Annotated in this window: 14 protein-coding genes; 4 read left to right on the plus strand and 10 right to left on the minus strand. The window is 43.4% G+C overall.

Features of this window, described 5'->3' with window-relative positions; all coding sequences use genetic code 11:
* Position 1 precedes the first annotated feature (1 nt).
* The 4 genes from IPH84_14900 to IPH84_14915 form a co-directional block, all read right to left on the minus strand.
* Positions 2–3,079 carry an efflux RND transporter permease subunit gene (locus tag IPH84_14900; protein ID MBK7174480.1) on the minus strand — a complete coding sequence of 1,026 codons (3,078 nt, stop codon included), beginning with the start codon at positions 3,077–3,079 and terminating at the stop codon, positions 2–4.
* A gap of 62 nt (positions 3,080–3,141) precedes the next feature.
* Entirely contained in the window at positions 3,142–3,876 is a 735-nt protein-coding gene (locus IPH84_14905; protein ID MBK7174481.1) for an efflux RND transporter periplasmic adaptor subunit, read from the minus strand.
* Complete coding sequence (locus tag IPH84_14910; protein MBK7174482.1) at positions 3,779–4,177, minus strand: biotin/lipoyl-binding protein; 399 nt, start codon at positions 4,175–4,177, stop codon at positions 3,779–3,781. Before IPH84_14910 ends, IPH84_14905 begins: the two co-directional genes overlap by 98 nt.
* 496 nt (positions 4,178–4,673) lie before the next feature.
* Complete coding sequence (locus IPH84_14915; GenBank protein ID MBK7174483.1) at positions 4,674–5,108, minus strand: endonuclease domain-containing protein; 435 nt, start codon at positions 5,106–5,108, stop codon at positions 4,674–4,676.
* Between the two features lie 1,724 nt (positions 5,109–6,832).
* On the opposite strand from IPH84_14915, the gene IPH84_14920 reads away from it, so the two are divergent.
* The 4 genes from IPH84_14920 to IPH84_14935 all read left to right on the plus strand — a co-directional run bounded on the left by IPH84_14920 (position 6,833) and on the right by IPH84_14935 (position 11,401).
* A complete protein-coding gene (locus IPH84_14920) occupies positions 6,833–7,405 on the plus strand; it encodes a DNA-3-methyladenine glycosylase I (protein ID MBK7174484.1) in 573 nt (190 codons plus the stop codon).
* Positions 7,406–7,862: 457 nt separating this feature from the next.
* Positions 7,863–8,888 carry a hypothetical protein gene (locus tag IPH84_14925; GenBank protein ID MBK7174485.1) on the plus strand — a complete coding sequence of 342 codons (1,026 nt, stop codon included), beginning with the start codon at positions 7,863–7,865 and terminating at the stop codon, positions 8,886–8,888.
* A 165-nt stretch (positions 8,889–9,053) separates the two neighbouring features.
* Positions 9,054–9,458, plus strand: coding sequence for a hypothetical protein (locus IPH84_14930; GenBank protein MBK7174486.1), 405 nt, complete (start codon positions 9,054–9,056; stop codon positions 9,456–9,458).
* A gap of 89 nt (positions 9,459–9,547) precedes the next feature.
* Positions 9,548–11,401, plus strand: a complete 1,854-nt coding sequence (locus IPH84_14935) for a YgiQ family radical SAM protein (protein MBK7174487.1) — start codon at positions 9,548–9,550, stop codon at positions 11,399–11,401.
* A gap of 3 nt (positions 11,402–11,404) precedes the next feature.
* Here the strand turns inward: IPH84_14935 and IPH84_14940 are convergent, their stop codons facing one another.
* The 6 genes from IPH84_14940 to IPH84_14965 all read right to left on the minus strand — a co-directional run bounded on the left by IPH84_14940 (position 11,405) and on the right by IPH84_14965 (position 16,173).
* The gene (locus IPH84_14940) at positions 11,405–11,839 is read right to left on the minus strand and encodes a universal stress protein (protein ID MBK7174488.1); all 435 of its coding nucleotides are present in this window, start codon (positions 11,837–11,839) and stop codon (positions 11,405–11,407) included.
* Positions 11,840–12,562: 723 nt separating this feature from the next.
* A complete protein-coding gene (locus IPH84_14945) occupies positions 12,563–13,648 on the minus strand; it encodes a hypothetical protein (protein MBK7174489.1) in 1,086 nt (361 codons plus the stop codon).
* Positions 13,649–13,683: 35 nt separating this feature from the next.
* Entirely contained in the window at positions 13,684–13,896 is a 213-nt protein-coding gene (locus IPH84_14950) for a hypothetical protein (protein ID MBK7174490.1), read from the minus strand.
* A gap of 288 nt (positions 13,897–14,184) precedes the next feature.
* Positions 14,185–14,727 (minus strand): sigma-70 family RNA polymerase sigma factor, encoded by a 543-nt coding sequence (locus IPH84_14955; protein MBK7174491.1) that lies wholly within the window; start codon positions 14,725–14,727, stop codon positions 14,185–14,187.
* Between the two features lie 203 nt (positions 14,728–14,930).
* Positions 14,931–15,899, minus strand: coding sequence for a serpin family protein (locus IPH84_14960; protein MBK7174492.1), 969 nt, complete (start codon positions 15,897–15,899; stop codon positions 14,931–14,933).
* A 4-nt stretch (positions 15,900–15,903) separates the two neighbouring features.
* On the minus strand, positions 15,904–16,173 hold the full coding sequence (locus IPH84_14965; protein MBK7174493.1) for a hypothetical protein: 270 nt from the start codon (positions 16,171–16,173) through the stop codon (positions 15,904–15,906).
* Positions 16,174–16,465: the final 292 nt, after the last annotated feature.

Here is a 16,465-nt window from a genome sequence, read left to right on the forward strand (position 1 = left end):
TCTAATTAAACTGGTTGTCAATCTCTTCCTGTGTTTTATGCCTTCCGGAGATGTAGGTATACATGGCCGGGATCACAAACAGGGTGAGGATCAATGAGAATAAAATACCTCCCACAATTACAATCCCGAGGGGGATGCGGCTGGTGGCAGCACCACCAAGGCTGAGAGCTATTGGAAGGGCTCCGAGGGAGGTGGCAAGGCTGGTCATCAATATAGGACGAAGTCGATGGGAAGCAGCTTCCAGAACGGCTTCATACTTCGACATTCCTTTAGCTCTTTTCTGGTTGGCAAACTCCACGATCAGGATACCATTCTTAGTAACCAGTCCGATCAGGGTGATCATCCCGATCTGTGAGAAGATGTTAAGGGTTTGCCCGAAGATGCTCAATGAAAGCACTGCACCTGCAATAGCCAGGGGAACGGTGATCATGATGATGAGCGGATCCCTGAAGCTTTCGAATTGTGCTGCGAGGATAAGGAAAATCAGCAATAAGGCGAGTGCAAAGGCAAAGCTGGTGTTGGAGGAACTTTCGGCATAGTCACGCGAAGGCCCGCTCAGAGAGGTCTGGAATGAATCATCAAGCATCTTTTTTGCCAGTTCCTGCATTACCTCAACCCCGTCGCCCACAGTTTTCCCTTCCGCGAGGGAAGCGGATATGGTGGCCGACTTATACCGGTTATAATGATAGAGTGAAGGGGGATTGGCATTGGTGCTTAGTTCCACAACCTCCGAAAGGGCGATATTATTCCCCAGGTTATTCCTGACATACAGTTTGGAAATATCAGCAGGTTCCTGCCGGTCGGGGAGGCCCACCTGGCTGATCACCTGGTACTGCCGGCCATTCATGATGAAATAAGCCAGCCTGCGCCCGCTGAAAGCTGATTGCACCACAGAGGCAATGTCGGAAACGGTAAGTCCCAGTTCCCTGGCTTTGATACGGTCGATCAGGATATCCACCTCGGGTTTATTGAATTTCAGGTTCACATCCACATTCTGGAAGGTCTTGTCGTTACGGGCCGCATCGAGGAATTTTGGGATCACCTCTTTCAGCTTGTTGAAATCGAGGTTCTGAATCACAAACTGAACCGGTAAGGAGCCCCTGGAACCTAAACCCACAGCAATGGTCTGTTCTTCTACCGGGAAGACTCTCAGGTTGTTGAACCTTGCAGTTTTTTTGCTCAGGTCACGCGCAATTTCGCTTTGGCTGCGTTCTCTTTCGTTGGCAGGAACAAGTCCCAGGCGGCCAAAGAATCCGTTCATTCCTTGTCCGCCAAAACCAGGGAGACTCATAAAGAAAAACTTCCCTTCGGGTACTGAATCAATCATATAATTGGCAAATTCTGCCCCTGCATGACTCATAAACTCATAGCTGGAGCCTTCGGGGCCTGATGCCTGGAAACGTATACTCCCCTTGTCTTCCATTGGGGCGATTTCGCTTTGCAGGTTACGCCCAAGAATGAAGATGATAAGCAGGCAGCCAATAATGATCAGCCACGATAGCCATCGTTTCTGAAGGAATTTATCTAAATTGTATTTATAACCCGATTCCATGCCTTTGAAGAAAGGCTCAGTGGCTTTGTAGAATTTTCTTTCATGGGCACGGGGATTGTTCAGGAATACATTGAGCACCGGGGTAATGGTAAGGGATACGAAGGCTGAGATCAGTACTGCAACGGCTACTACAACCGCGAATTCCCTGAAAAGGCTTCCCACAAATCCCTTGAGGAAGAGTACAGGCAGGAACACAATGGCAAGGGTTACAGAGGTCGAGATAACAGCAAAGAAAATCTCTTTACTGCCTTCAAGTGCGGCCCTTCGGATGGGCATTCCCCCTTCGAATTTCCTGAAAATATTTTCTGTTACAACAATTCCGTCGTCCACCACAAGCCCGGTAGCCAGGATAATGCCCAACAGGGTAAGGATGTTGATCGAGAATCCCGCAAGGTACATCACGAAGAAGGTGGCGATAAGTGAAATGGGGATGTCGATCAATGGCCTGATGGCGATCAGCCAGTTCCTGAAGAAGAGGAAGATCACCGCGATCACCAGCAGGAAGGAGATTAGAAGGGTTTCTTTCACCTCCTTAAGAGAACGCCGGACATTTTTAGTGTTGTCGATCAGTGTAGTGAATTGTATGTCGTTCTTCTGCGATTTCCGGATCTCTTCAAGCCGTTTGTTGAATTCATCGGAGATATTCACATAATTGGCCCCGGGCTGAGGGATAACGGCCAATCCGACGCCTCCCACACCATTCAGCTTCCAGCTTTGTTCCATCTGTTCAGGACCCAGCTCTACTTTTGCAACATCGCCCAGCCTCACAATACCTTGCTTATCCTCACGCAGGATCAGGTTACGGAATTCTTCTTCAGTGGTCAGTCTGCCCAGTGCCCTGATGGTGAGTTCTGTCTTTACCCCACTGATCTTACCTGATGGAATTTCAACATTTTCCTTATTCAGCACATTGCTGATATCGTTGAATGCCAGGTGATAGGCATTGAGTTTGTCAGGGTCCACCCAGATACGCATCGAGGGCCTTTTATTCCCGAAAATGTTCACAGCACTCACCTCCGGGATGGTCTGGAATTTATTCTGAAGCACATTCTCTGCATAATCACTCAGTTCCATCAAGCCCTTGGTTTCACTCTGTATGGCCATCAGGATGATGAAATCGCTATTGGCATCTGCTTTGGTAACTACTGGTGGGGCATCAATATCCTGGGGCAGGTTCCTTGAGGCCTGGCTCACTTTGTCGCGCACATCATTGGCAGCGGCTTCCAGGTCTTCCCCCACATTGAATTCCACGGAAATATTACTGTTTCCAACAGTACTCGATGAGGTGATGGTGCGGATACCGGGAATCCCGTTAATGGATTTCTCCAGGGGCTCGGTGATCTGGCTTTCGATAATGTCGGCATTGGCACCGGCATAAGAAGTGCTCACCGAAACCACGGGTGGGTCGATGGCAGGATATTCCCGCACCCCGAGCAGGTTAAAGCCAATAACGCCGAACAGGACGAGGAAGAGGCTCATCACAATCGCCAAAACTGGCCTTCGGAGCGATAATTCAGATATATTCACTTTGGATGGGTCTTTCTTTTACAATGGTTTTGGGTGGCTACACTTACAGGAAATCAATGATGTTAAGGGATGACGTTCATGGTGCGCCTCACTTTCACAATGGCTCCCGGCCTTACAAACAGCATCCCGCTCACCACCACGCTATCCCCAATATTGATTCCCGAGAGGATTTCAACCTTTTTACTGCTCCGGTTGCCGGTTTCTACATTTTTAAAGACTGCTTTCCCGCCTTCCACAACCACCAGCTGGTTCGCTAAGGCATCGGGAATAATGGCATTGGTGGGGACATTGATTCCCGAACGGGACTGGCCGATATACACTTTCACAAACGAACCCGGGTAAAGCGATCCTGAAGTAAGCAAAGCCCGTACATTCACATTCCGGCTTTCCTCGTTGATCCTGGGCTCCAGGGCCATCACCGTTGCTACGAGCGTATCATTGGAGCCATTGGGTTTGATCATCACCCTGGTGCCGGGTTTTACAAGCGAAACTCTTGTTTCCGGGACAGAGAAATCAATTTTCACCTTATCCGACTGGCTCAGGGTCCCCAATACCGTTTGAGGGGTAACATAAGCCCCTGCACTCACTTGCCGCAAGCCTAGTTTGCCGGAGAAAGGAGCTTTGATAATGGTTTTGTCCAGTTGGGCAGAGGTAATCCTGACACTGGCCTCCAGCACATTCAGCTGGTTAAGGGCAGCATCATATTCTGCCTGGTTCACACCATTTACCTTCAGCAGGCCGTTTAGCCTTTTTTCGGTCTTCTCTGCCCAGCGCCAGCTGACTTTTCTGTTGATCAAGCTGAGCCTGCAGTTCCTCGTTATTAAGCCTGGCCAGCATGGTCCCTTCCTGAACGAAAGCTCCATCAGGCATACTCAGCCAGGTGATCCTTCCACTGGCTTCGGGATGGATTTCGATCATATCAAAAGCCACCACAGCGCCATTTACCTCAATCATGATGGGGATCTCCTGTTGCCCGGCAATCAGCACATCCACCAATGGGGGTGGCTTGTCTTTTTTATTCTGGTCCTTGCCGGTTTTTTTACAGGCCACCAGCAGACTTATCGTCAGCAGCAGGAATAAGGATAGTTTCAGGTTCATAGGGCAGGTATGCTTTGAAAAGAAAATGGCAATAATGATGTTAAAATTCCTTGCGTTAGAACTACTTATGAGTAAATGCCTAAGATTACAGGAATAATAACAAATAACTACCGGAAAAGGATACAATATTAACCAATATTCCCGCTCATAACATGATCAGGAACTGCCAAAAGGTAACAAAAATGAATGTATCCTCCTGCAATAGATTTACAATTTTGAAGTGTATGAAATTTACTCCCTCCCTGCTCGCAGGGAGGGTTGGGGAGGGTAAACAGTGGGCCATTTTAGCACAATTCTGCCTCATGGTTACCCCCCAGCCCCCTATGAATAGGGGGAGTGGATTTTTGCCAGACGATAATGATAACCTTAACTGGGTTTCAATTTTGAAATAAATGCAATCTGCTCCCTCTCAGCTCCTAGGGAGGGGTGGGGAAGGTACAGGATTTACTACAGAGGCACAATTCTTCATCTAAGTTCAAAATATTCTGTTGATTTGTTATTGTTCCAGAATGTGTTTAATAGTAGAAATTTCACTTTTTGGATATCCTTTTTTGTCGTCAACAGTTCCGAATGAACTCATTATAGTTGATATTACTTTCTCGATATCATTAAGTTCATCATTTTTAAACCTCAGTACTTTGATATCTAAATGATTAAGGATTAAGTCGCGTCTGTAGTCTTTGTCCTTTTGGAAGTCATGAATTCTTCCATCAAGCTCAATTACTAATTTTTCTGAAGCACAGTAGAAGTCTGGAATGAAGAAGAAGTATTCATTCTGCATTCTGTTTGCATCATAAAGTATTGGGTGTTGTCTTAGGAATTTTCTTCCAAGGAGTTTGTTCTTTCTAATTTCATGCCACAATCTGGATTCTGAATAGGTAGGATTATTCCTAAGCCGACTTGCAATTTTCTTAATTTCTGGCCATTTCATGATCTGAGTTTTTATTTGAAAAATGTGATATTAAAACTGAGATTGTATTACAAATTTTGTGCCGGGGAGGGTAAGCGATGTGCCTCTGGGGAACAATCCCCAATTTTACCCCCCAACCCCCTATGAATAGGGGGAGTAAATTTTCAATCATGAAGGATAGTGGGTCTTTTAGTTCAATTTGCTCCCTCCCTGCTTGTAGGGAGGGTTGGGAGGGTAAGCATGATCTGCATCAGGAATAATCCCAATTTTTACCCCCAACCCCCCTATGAATGGGTGGAGTAAATTTTCAATCATGAAGGATAGTGGTCTTTAGTTCAATTTGCTCCTCCCTGCTTGTAGGGAGGGTTGGGGAGGGTAAACAATTTTGCCCTGGAGCATAATTCTTCTGAATGGGTCTACTACCCTATCTGAGCCATTGGTCATTCACCGTTGCTGTCTGTTTTAATACATCTTTATTGTTCATGACATGGTGGCTAACTTTCGTCCTGTATCATTTGTATAAGAATCCAAGCCAAATGATTCCTTTCGGGATGAGCTTGTCCAGTTGATCACGCATAGATTGCGTTGGGGAATGATTTGGTGGGTAGGCGAGACAGAATTATTTTCAACTATCAGTTGCCAGCTCGATTGAAGTTGTTGAAAATAGTACTATTGTGGATGCTTTAATAAGCCGAATAAAACTGCATACCATAAGATATTTTATGATAAGTAGTATTGGGTGTTGACCAACTTTTGAAAATTCATCAAATTCTTGCGCCGTTTTCTACTTTATAGGTTTAAATAAATGCTTTTTAGAGGGTTGTGCAACAGCTACCCGTGTTGTGGGTAGTTATATTATTTTCATCAGTACACATACATACATTTTTAGGAAGTCATCAGTAAAACTGGCATTATAACCTCTATTATTCTGATCGTTTGACCCTTCGTAATAGATTACTTCACTCATATCAATCCTTCTATAATCATATTCAAAAATGAGTTCATTATTTTGATAGTAGATTTCTTAGCTTTAAAGTCTTTTTATATATTTATTTGATTCCCTTGATAGAACATAAGATTAAATTTTATTATCATAATAAAAGTCTATTTTTAATAAAGAACCTGATGATTTAAAAGTGCTGATTGTCTGGATAACACTTTTCTTCAACGTGCATTGTATTTTAACACTATCTAATTTAATAATTATTATTCTATATGGCAATTTTCTTGTTTTCTCAATTTCACGAACAGATCTGTTTGTCTTCTCAACTTTAGAATTTAAAGTTAAGCGGTGTCATTAAAATAGTAATAATTGTATCTATCGTATTAGTTAAATTCGTTGGTATATATAATACACGCGTTTCCACAAATTCTATGATATTACAAGTTTATATTTAGGGAGAAAAAACTTAGGATTAATAGAAATTAGTCCATTTGTATCAGATTGTAAAGATTCAAGTAATTGTCATTTTCTTCGTATAGTGTATACGAATAATCACAGATATATTTATATACACGAAACTCCCAATAATCTGATTACAAGTATACCTAGCCAAAAATATCAAATCCAAATTTAGCAATTTATCTTTCATATCCATATCATTACTATTTAAATTTTCTTTGCAATTCTTCATCATCCATTTTAGGAGTTACATTCAATCAAGACAGCCACCTCTCCCGCAAAGCAAAATAATTCACTATTTTCGTCATGCAATCTCTTTGATCCACCAAAACCCTTCCTTGCCATGACCCCTCCCGAAACCACCTGCAACTGGCCTTCCAACGACCCCCTGATGATCAAATACCACGATGAGGAATGGGGCGTGCCGCTTCATGATGATCAAAAGCTTTTTGAGTTTATGGTATTGGATGCCTTCCAGGCGGGGTTAAGCTGGAAGACAGTGTTGCATAAGAGGGAGAACTTCAGGAAAGCTTTCGATAATTTTGAGCCGGAAGTCATCGCCAATTATTCGGAAGGGAAGATTCAGCTATTGATGCAGGATGCCGGGATTATCCGGAACCAGGGGAAAATAAGGGCTACCGTGGGCAATGCAAAGGCATTTCTAAAGATACAGGAGGAGTTTGGCAGCTTCGATGCCTATATATGGCAGTTTACAGGGGGGAAGACACTTACAAATAAACTGAATTCACTTTCCCAGATGCCTGTTTCCACACCCGAATCCGATGCCATGAGCAAGGACCTGAAGAAAAGGGGCTTTAAATTTGTCGGGACTACCATCTGCTATGCCTTTATGCAGGCTGCCGGAATGGTGAATGATCATCTTACCAACTGCTTCCGGTATCATCAATTGGGATGAGCGGGAAGGGTGCGTAGGTGGGATTCTTTGAAAGATCAGGGGGAGCAGATTAAAATGCAAAATGTAAAGTGCAAAATGCAAGTCAAATGGAAGAAATCCAAAATCCCAAATTAATCTCAAATTCTAAGTCCCCGCCTGACCGAGGGATTATTGCAATATCTCAGAACCACTTATTCATAGGGGCAGGGGTAAACTCTTGCAATGTAAATTTAATCTGAAATAAAATACTGCAACTCTCAAAGAAATTTTACCTAACGGAAGATAGCCAATTGCAGTAGAACCTTCGTAACTTTAATATCTCAGAACCGGTGGTTTTAAAACTGCTTAAATAAGATTAGTCGTGGAATACATAGCCAGTTGTCAGAATATATTTCCCACTGGATAAATTTTATCTTTATTCTAGGCATTCATGAATCCTGGATTCTGGACTCCTCCCTTCCTCCAATCCTCCCTGCCTATGAAAAACCTTCTTCTTTTTCTATTCCTGCTGGGTTACGCTACTTCTTCATCTGCCCAGCAACCTGACCTGGCACTTAAGGCCTACGAACTCCGGATGAATGGCCACCCTTATGAAGCTTTAAGTTACCTGGATTCAACATTGTCAATTTATCCCGATTCTGCAAGGCTCTGGTTTGAGAAAGGCCGGGCTCACGACTGGGTGAAAGCTGATGGTTGCACGAAATTTATCCATGCCTGGTTCAAAATGGGGCCCCGGATAGCAAAAAGTAGCAAATGCCTGAAGAAAGCCTGTAAACTGGATCCTGGAAACGCCAGGTACCATAACTGGTATTCAGGAGTGGCAGCTACACAATCCCTTTTATACATCTACACCCCCTGGAAATGGCCCTTCATGCCCTCCAAATTAAGATCAGCCGTGAACCATGCAGAGAAAGCCATGCTCCTGGCACCGGATCACAATGAGTACCGCCTCGATTTTGTCACCTATGCCCGACTGGGAAGTGTGATTGGGGGTAAACCGGGGAAAGCAAGAGTGCAGGCGGATACACTCGCACTTCTGGATCCTTACTATGGATTAAGAGCCCGGGAAATCCTGAATGAAGGGAAACGAAACAACATCCCGTTTGATTCTTACCTGGAGCTAATTAAAGAATATCCAAATCATGACGCTCTTTTGCATGAAGTGGCATTGCGATGTATGCACCGTGATTCGGCTTATAAAATCCTGGCACGGAAATACCTGGTCCATATCCTTGAGCTGAATCCCGGCGACCGCTGGGCGTTGCTTCAACTGGTAAATAGAGTCCCGCCACCCGACAATGAAGTGCTTCTGCCGCTCATAAATGCATTTCTTGACTATCATAAAGAGGGGTATGCATACAACCTTTCGGCAGGTTATTCTGCCCTTAGTGAGTATTACAAAAGAGCCGGTGAGCAGGCATTGTCGGATGAGTGGATGGAAAAGGGGAAGCAGATCTATCATGCACAGTATGATTCATTTATGAAAGATCAGGCGGAGCCGTGAGAAAGTGAAAATGTAAAGTGCAAAATGCAGAATGCAAAATGAAAAAAATCCAAAATCCAAAATCCAAGATCCAAAATCAACCCCGGGGGGGGGAAGAGTGGCAGTTAGAAAAGTGACGCACTAGATTCTGAATTCTTTTTTTTACCCCCACAAAACATCAACATTATGAAACAACACGTCCATCAACACATTATTTCAGAGTTGCAGCAAAATACACGTACAGATATCATCTTCATCTTAACCTCCATTTTCCTGAACCTGCTTACGCTGGCAATTAACTCAGGGCTTGTTAAGGATTCCAGGACTGATGAGGCCTTGTTCGTAGTTATGCTCATCTTTGTGGCACTCATCTTTGTAGTGAATGTTGTGGTCATCATCGGACTGTTAAAAGGCAAGGAAACCCGCATGAAGCTTATCAACGGGCTGCTCAGCATGTACGAGGATGAAAATGTAGCCAAATACTACGATAAGTCTCTGCTGGGGAATTACAATATCCGTTACCGCCTCTTTATCCTGGTAGTCCTCTTTACCGGGATGATTGCAATCATTATCCCGTTTGTCATGAGGTGATTGTACACTGAATCAGTTCCTGAGAGTTTCGGTGGTGAGCTTGTAAAGCCTATCTTTGCATGCTCAACGATCAAACCCTCTGAATATTAATGGCAGAACTCCCTTTATCTTCCTGGCTCCCGATTACCCGCGATGAAGCGTTGAAACGTGGATGGGAAGAGGTGGATGTGGTATTGATTTCAGGGGATGCGTATGTGGATCATCCGGCTTTTGCCAATGCTGTTATTGCCAGGGTGATTGAAGCAGCCGGTTACAGGGTGGCGCTGGTACCACAGCCAAACTGGCAGGACGACCTGCGTGATTTCAGGAAATTCGGGAAACCCCGGCTTTGCTTTGCCGTTTCGGCAGGCAATATGGACTCCATGGTTAACCACTACACGGCAAATAAACGCCTCAGAAGCGATGATGCCTATACGCCCGGGGGAATGGCTGGTTTCCGTCCCGACTATGCCACCGTTACCTATTCACGTATCCTGAAGCAACTCTATCCTGATGTGCCGGTCATTATCGGTGGGATTGAGGCTTCCATGCGCCGGCTCACCCATTATGATTACTGGAGCGATTCACTAAAGCCCTCCATTTTACAGGATAGTAAAGCGGATCTGCTGGTATATGGAATGGGGGAACAAGGCATTCGGATGATCCTGGAGCAGCTGTCTCAGGGGAAAGAGGTAAGCCAGATGCATACTATTCCCCAGACTGTTTTTGCCACTACTCCTGAAACTGCAGAAAAGCTGCTGGAAAATCGTAAGTTGCAGGAACTGCCTTCTTATGAAACCTGCCTTAATGATAAAAAGGCCTTCTCAGCGTCTTTTAAACCTATTGAACAGGAATCGAATAAATCGAATGCCAAAACCCTTGTGCAAAAAAGCCTCGGACAGGTGGTTATTGTAAATCCTCCTTTTCCGCTGATGCAAAAAGAAGCGCTGGATGCTATCTATGACCTGCCTTTTACGCGCCTTCCCCATCCGAAGTATAAGAAAAGGGGGGTAGTGCCTGCCTATGAAATGATCCGCCATTCGGTGACCATTCACAGGGGCTGTTTTGGGGGTTGTGCTTTTTGTACTTTATCGGTGCACCAGGGAAAATTTATTGCCAGTCGTTCGGAAGAGTCCATTCTGAAGGAGCTGGAGGCCATCACCCATATGCCCGATTTTAAGGGACATGTTTCCGACCTGGGTGGGCCTTCTGCCAATATGTATAAATTACAGGGCTTCGACCTTGAAATGTGTGCCAAATGCAGCAGGGCTTCCTGCCTGTTCCCTAATCTGTGTAAGAATCTTGATATCAACCATAAGCCACTCACCCAGCTCTATAAAAAAGCTGAAAAGGTCCCGGGAATTAAAAAGGTGACCATTGGTAGCGGAGTCAGGTATGATATGCTGATTCCCGATAATGAGGCAGCTTCAAAACAATTCGGATTGGACGAATATTCGAGGCAATTAATAGGGCATCATGTTTCAGGACGATTGAAGGTGGCTCCGGAACATACTTCGGATGATGTGCTCAAAATTATGAGAAAGCCCTCTTTCAGGTTGTTTCATCAATTCAGCAGGAAATTTGAGGAAATCAACCGGAGCCTCGGGATGAACCAACAAATCATTCCCTACTTTATCTCCAGTCACCCCGGTAGCAAGCTGAAGGATATGGCCAACCTGGCTGTGGAGACAAAATCACTTGGTTTTCAATTGGAGCAGGTACAGGATTTCACGCCTACCCCGATGACCCTGGCCAGTGTAATTTATTATTCCGGGATTCACCCATTTACAGGGGAGGCTGTATATACTGCACGCAGCAAGGAAGAAAAGCTGGATCAGCGGCAATTCTTTTTCTGGTATAAAAATGAAAACAAGGAAAGAATCCGCAGGAATCTGAGTAAAATCGGGGAAGAAAAACTGATACCTCAACTCCTGGGGAAAAACCAGCCAGGCAAACCAAGGTAGATGCTAATTTTCCCGTATCAGTAGTACCGGGCAAGGACTTACTTTCATGACTTCGGAACTTATACTTCCAATGAATGCTCGGTAGAGTATCCCGTGACTATGAGCTCCAATGATCAATAAATCGGCTTCGAATTCGACTAATGTTTCTACAATGGTGTTAACCACTGAGCCCTGAAGATACTCGAAGGAAGCTTTAATCCCTTTGTTCTCCAAATACTTTCTCATCGAATCCAGTTCTTCTTTGATCCTGGTGCTTTCATTAGGAGAGGACTCAATTGTAACCGGTGGACTCATCTCTGTCCCGATAAACGCCGGAACCGGGGGTTCAACATAAAGAATCAGTACTTCACTTCCAAAGGCCAGAGCCTGGGAAGCAGCATGTTCAATTAATAAAGCTGCTAAATCGGAAAAATCTACTGCAACCAGTATCTTCTTCATATAAATATAGTTTAATGATTAGAATAAGATATTACAAATATAATGAATCCTTGGTCAAAAATCAAGAGAATTTCTACAGGAAATACTGGTAGTAAGAGTTTTAAACACAATAGACACAATAGTTCACAAGGGGTGTTCTTGTGCCTATTGTGGTTCAAAAATTGTGCCAGAGCTTAAACGGTAGCTTATAGTTCACAATAGAAAGGCACAATAGGCAATACATGGAAATCCCTATTGTGTTCTATGTGCCTATTGTGGTTCAAAAAAATTGTAGTATGCACATGAGCTTTAAACACAATAGACACAATAGTTCACAATAGAAAGGCACAATAGGCAATACATGGAAATCCCTATTGTGTTCTATGTGCCTATTGTGGTTCAAAAAATTGTAGTATGCACATGAGCTTTAAACACAATAGCAATAGTTCACAATAGAAAGGCACAATAGCTATTGTCCTGATTTCTGATGGTCTGTTAGTCGACAATCCATATTCAAGAGCATTTTGATTAACGATTGAAGATCAACGAATTTGGAATTGAGAAGTAAGACACTAATAAGGGAATAAGGTTTAAATCCTTAAATAACCCTTTGTTACTAAGGTTTGTTAAAGAATAAGGTTGGTTTTTGGATTCATAGCAATCTGTTTCCATTAGGAAGAAATTGCATCCACACTAATCGTCAAAAGGGCTGTGAAAAATTGAGGAAAAGGAATCTTAACTTTTTCAGAATTCAAATTTCATACCGGAGCGGAATCCCAGGGAGAATGAATCAGTAGATGATCCTTCTTTCAACAGGACTGGTTTCAGATAGATTCTGGAAGTAGGGGCAAATGAAATACTGAGACGATCCATGATTTTGTAATTGAAATCAAGGCTGGCCATGATATTGATATTGACACCATTATAATCCGGTATTTCCAGATCTATTTTATTGACCTGTGAATTGTTATGCTGGTTAATGGTTTTGATGGTGGTTTCACGTAAACTGGCATCATCTAACTTGAAAGCAATTCCAGCCCCTGTGTTGACCCAAGTGGTCATCTTGCCTACACTGAATAATCTTTTGCCTAATCCAAGGTCATAGGTGAGGTATTGATGCCTTTCAGTACCTTCCAGTTCAGTAGCACCGGTTGTTTCCATAATTGCAGTAGAGTCAGAAGGTTGACCGGGATTAGGAACAGTAATCGGTATAAATTGTGTGTAATTTACATCATAAACCCTGTGTTCAGTATTATAGGCCATTCCAAGGCTGGATTGAATGCGGGTCTTTTCATTCCCCAGGCTGGCCATGAGTCCGAAATTATGAAACATGGAAGTTCCATTGCCATTTTCAAGCGATTCAGGTAAATAATTGGCTGCCAGGGTAAAATTTTTGCCCTTTTTTTCATCATTCTCAAAAGGCTCCGGAATTGGATAGCTATTACTGTTATTAGGCTGAACCGCCATCAATGAATGATGTAATTTCTGGTTCTTTTCATATAATGGAGCATACCTGTTTCTTTCCGAAAGGTGGATTTTTGTCCGGCTTTGCAATAACTTCATGAATCCTGTTCTCTGAACTGGTTCAGATGATTCAACACTTGCAAATACTGCCGGAGAGCTGTTATGTGAGAAACGATCTCCCTCGCTCATCTGACTGACCGGAATCTGAGTATTTATGTCCGATACCTTTTGAGTCTCCGACGATTGGCTCAAAGTCACTTTATCATTTGTTGTGACCTTTTCTTTTATCGTTCCTGAAACAATGGCATTCTGAGAATTGGAGAAAGGGTTTTCAGGTTGATAGAAAAGCAGGAAAGCAATGAGCAAAGAGGCTGCGGCAGTAAGTGAATAAGTTGCAATCCTTATGCGGTGGCACGTTGCATTCTTCTGAGCAGAAGTGCCCAGGAATTATTATCAGGGGAATGGACAGGCAGATGAGCCAGTTTTTTCTCGTAGTTTTCCTGAACTTCAAGCTCCCCCAACGAAGAAGAAATCCCATTCCACAGGCTGTCATCCGGCTTATGCACCGGTAATCGGCCTGATAGTGGGGTGGATATGTTTCTTCTTTCTTTCATTGCTCTTGTTTAGTGCTGTGTGCTGTGTGCCGAGTGCCGGGTGCCGAGTGCTGGGTGCTGGGTGCTGAGTGCTGAGTGTTAGGGAGTTGGAGAACTGGTGAGCTGGTGAGTTGGTGAGTTGGTGAGCTGGTGAGCTGGTGAGTTGGTGAGCCGAAAATCCAAGTCCCAAGTCCCATCCGCAAGTTTGCGGACCACATCCAACATCAGACATCCGCCATCCCATTAGACATTAACATCCTCCATTCCACATCCAACATCAGACATTAAACATCCGACATTCCACATTCCTCAATCTACCATCGAAGCCAATCTTCTCTTTAACATATTTTTAGCATGATGAAGCTGGGATTTCGAGGTCCCTATACTAATGCCAAGCATATTGGCAGTTTCTTCATGCGTGTATCCTTCAACTTCTGTCAGTAAAAAAACCGTTCTGTATCCATCCGGAAGTGACAAAATCACTTTTTCAAGGTATTCACTGCTGAGTGTATCCGGAATCAATACTGATCCTTCTGTTTTAACCTCATCCATTTCTGCGAACTCCATCCGGCGGTTTTTGTAAATCTGTCGGAGTGAGGTTCTGATTACTATGGTTTTTATCCAGGAACCTAAAGAGGACTCAAACCTGTATTGTTTCATGTCGCGAAAAACCTGTATGAAAGCATCCTGCAAAACATCATGGGCATCATCCCGGTTATTCATAATCCTGTAGGCAGTTGAGAACATGGCATCGCAGTACCTGTAATACAGGTCACGCTGTGCAAGCCGATCATTCCGGATACACCTTTCTATAAGGTCCCGTTCCAATTCCGACTTGGAGCCTGTTATCAGTCTGACTACTTCTCTCAAGGGTAGTTATGCTTAACTTGTTATCATTTACAAAGATAACGTTAAGTGATAATTTTAAGTATGAACTTTCCAGAATCATTACCTCGTTCTTTATCTCTGGCTGTTTAATGGGTAAAATGAATGTCATTGGGTTGCATCGGACTGAATATTTTTCTACGAAATATCATCATAGAACTCTTCTTAAGCTAATTTTCCAAAGCCGGATTCATTACTGTCCCGATAAACAGAATGCTTCCTGTTTGTTTTTCATGAATGAAGAACACAAAAGGTTTATCAGCTTTGAATTCCATTTCCGGGGGACCTACACTGGTGGTCTCCATCCCGATGGAAGTTACGGCTGCAGCTTCTGTACCTTCTTCATTGGTTTCAATGAATGTTTTGTGCTTTACCTCTGATATAAAGATTCCACCATTCGAATTGATTCTTGTAAAATCAGCCAGGTCAGGAATGAAAGCATCAGTCATACCCATTTCCATCATGGCAGGCTTCATTTTCTTCTCCTCATAGGCAAATTTGAATTTGGGAAGGGTCAGGGTCACCTCATCGCTGCTGAATTGACGGTACCAGTTGGTCCAGTTTTCCTGCGAAAGCTGGGAAATGATATCATTTATTCCTTTCCCGGTTTCGGGTAGCATCACCACCATATTATAGTTTCCCTGGTTATACGGCAGCTCAATGGCTGAGAACATTTCGTTTTTATAGACAGGGAAAGTAGCTTTTTGCTTCATGAAAGAAGTGGTAATATGAGTGCCATCTTCAAACCTGAAAAGGTTATCATGAGTATTACTCTTTTCGAAGGTGTATTTCCATTGTCCTTTGAAATAAACTGCATTGATAAGGTACATTACCATATCATCAGAAATGCTGTTTACAATGGTGGGGATCAGGGCGTTGGTTTTGTCGGAAACCCATTGATTAATGATATCCACCGATCCGGCATCATTGAAATCCAGCGCTTTTACCTCAGCCTGAAAATAATCCTGGTTGGTTTTCAGGAATTCCTGTTCAACACTGAAGGTATTTCGGTACCAGATGGAATTGGCTATGGAGAGTTTCACTTTAGGATCAAGCTTCGAGAAAGTTTCCAGGATGTATTGATAGGATTCATTCACTTCCTGATCTGTCATTCCACTCATTCCAAATGTCTGTGTCATTTGCTCAAGGGTCTGGCTGGCCGGAACCGTTACTTGCCATTCCGAAAGCCATGCTGACACTCAAAGGCGAGACCATGAAGTTCTTATCGGTGCCTGAAAGAGAATAAGCTTTTTTAAAGAATTCAAAACCAAACCCATTGGTCCGCTGAACTACTGCCTGCTGCTTTTCAGTTAATGGAACCGGTTTTATTTCCGCTGATGTGGTGGTTTCTTTCCGACATGAAACCAGGAGTACGACAGAGCAGAGGAGAAGTAAGCTGAAATACTTTTTCATTGTATTTAGTTTCTGGTAATCAGCTCAAAGGGTATAAAAGCTGAAAATTGGTTGTATGGGAAGATTAATGACAATAATGAATTCTGTCCGCCTCAGGCGGATGGATTCTTTTTTTCGTTACCAGCCTGAATGACCGGGTAAAATGGCGATTATGTCGAAAAAGCTTTTCCATCATCATAAATTTTAGGAAATTTGAAAATCTGTGAATTGATAATCAAAAAGAGTATCTATACCGATAAATTTAGATATTTGTGAAAACTAATACAATGGGAATTCAAAGAGGAAATAGTTG

Source organism: Bacteroidales bacterium (genome assembly GCA_016707785.1).
Lineage (GTDB): Bacteria > Bacteroidota > Bacteroidia > Bacteroidales > UBA4417 > UBA4417.

Bases quoted from the DNA above. Each gene is read 5' to 3' on its own strand.
- IPH84_14910 (MBK7174482.1), bottom strand. From the start codon at position 4,177: ATGAACCTGAAACTATCCTTATTCCTGCTGCTGACGATAAGTCTGCTG.
- IPH84_14935 (MBK7174487.1), top strand. From the start codon at position 9,548: ATGGCAGAACTCCCTTTATCTTCCTGGCTCCCGATTACCCGCGATGAA.
- IPH84_14920 (MBK7174484.1), top strand. From the start codon at position 6,833: ATGACCCCTCCCGAAACCACCTGCAACTGGCCTTCCAACGACCCCCTG.
- IPH84_14940 (MBK7174488.1), bottom strand. From the start codon at position 11,839: ATGAAGAAGATACTGGTTGCAGTAGATTTTTCCGATTTAGCAGCTTTA.
- IPH84_14930 (MBK7174486.1), top strand. From the start codon at position 9,054: ATGAAACAACACGTCCATCAACACATTATTTCAGAGTTGCAGCAAAAT.
- IPH84_14915 (MBK7174483.1), bottom strand. From the start codon at position 5,108: ATGAAATGGCCAGAAATTAAGAAAATTGCAAGTCGGCTTAGGAATAAT.
- IPH84_14925 (MBK7174485.1), top strand. From the start codon at position 7,863: ATGAAAAACCTTCTTCTTTTTCTATTCCTGCTGGGTTACGCTACTTCT.
- IPH84_14965 (MBK7174493.1), bottom strand. From the start codon at position 16,173: ATGAAAAAGTATTTCAGCTTACTTCTCCTCTGCTCTGTCGTACTCCTG.
- IPH84_14960 (MBK7174492.1), bottom strand. From the start codon at position 15,899: ATGACACAGACATTTGGAATGAGTGGAATGACAGATCAGGAAGTGAAT.
- IPH84_14950 (MBK7174490.1), bottom strand. From the start codon at position 13,896: ATGAAAGAAAGAAGAAACATATCCACCCCACTATCAGGCCGATTACCG.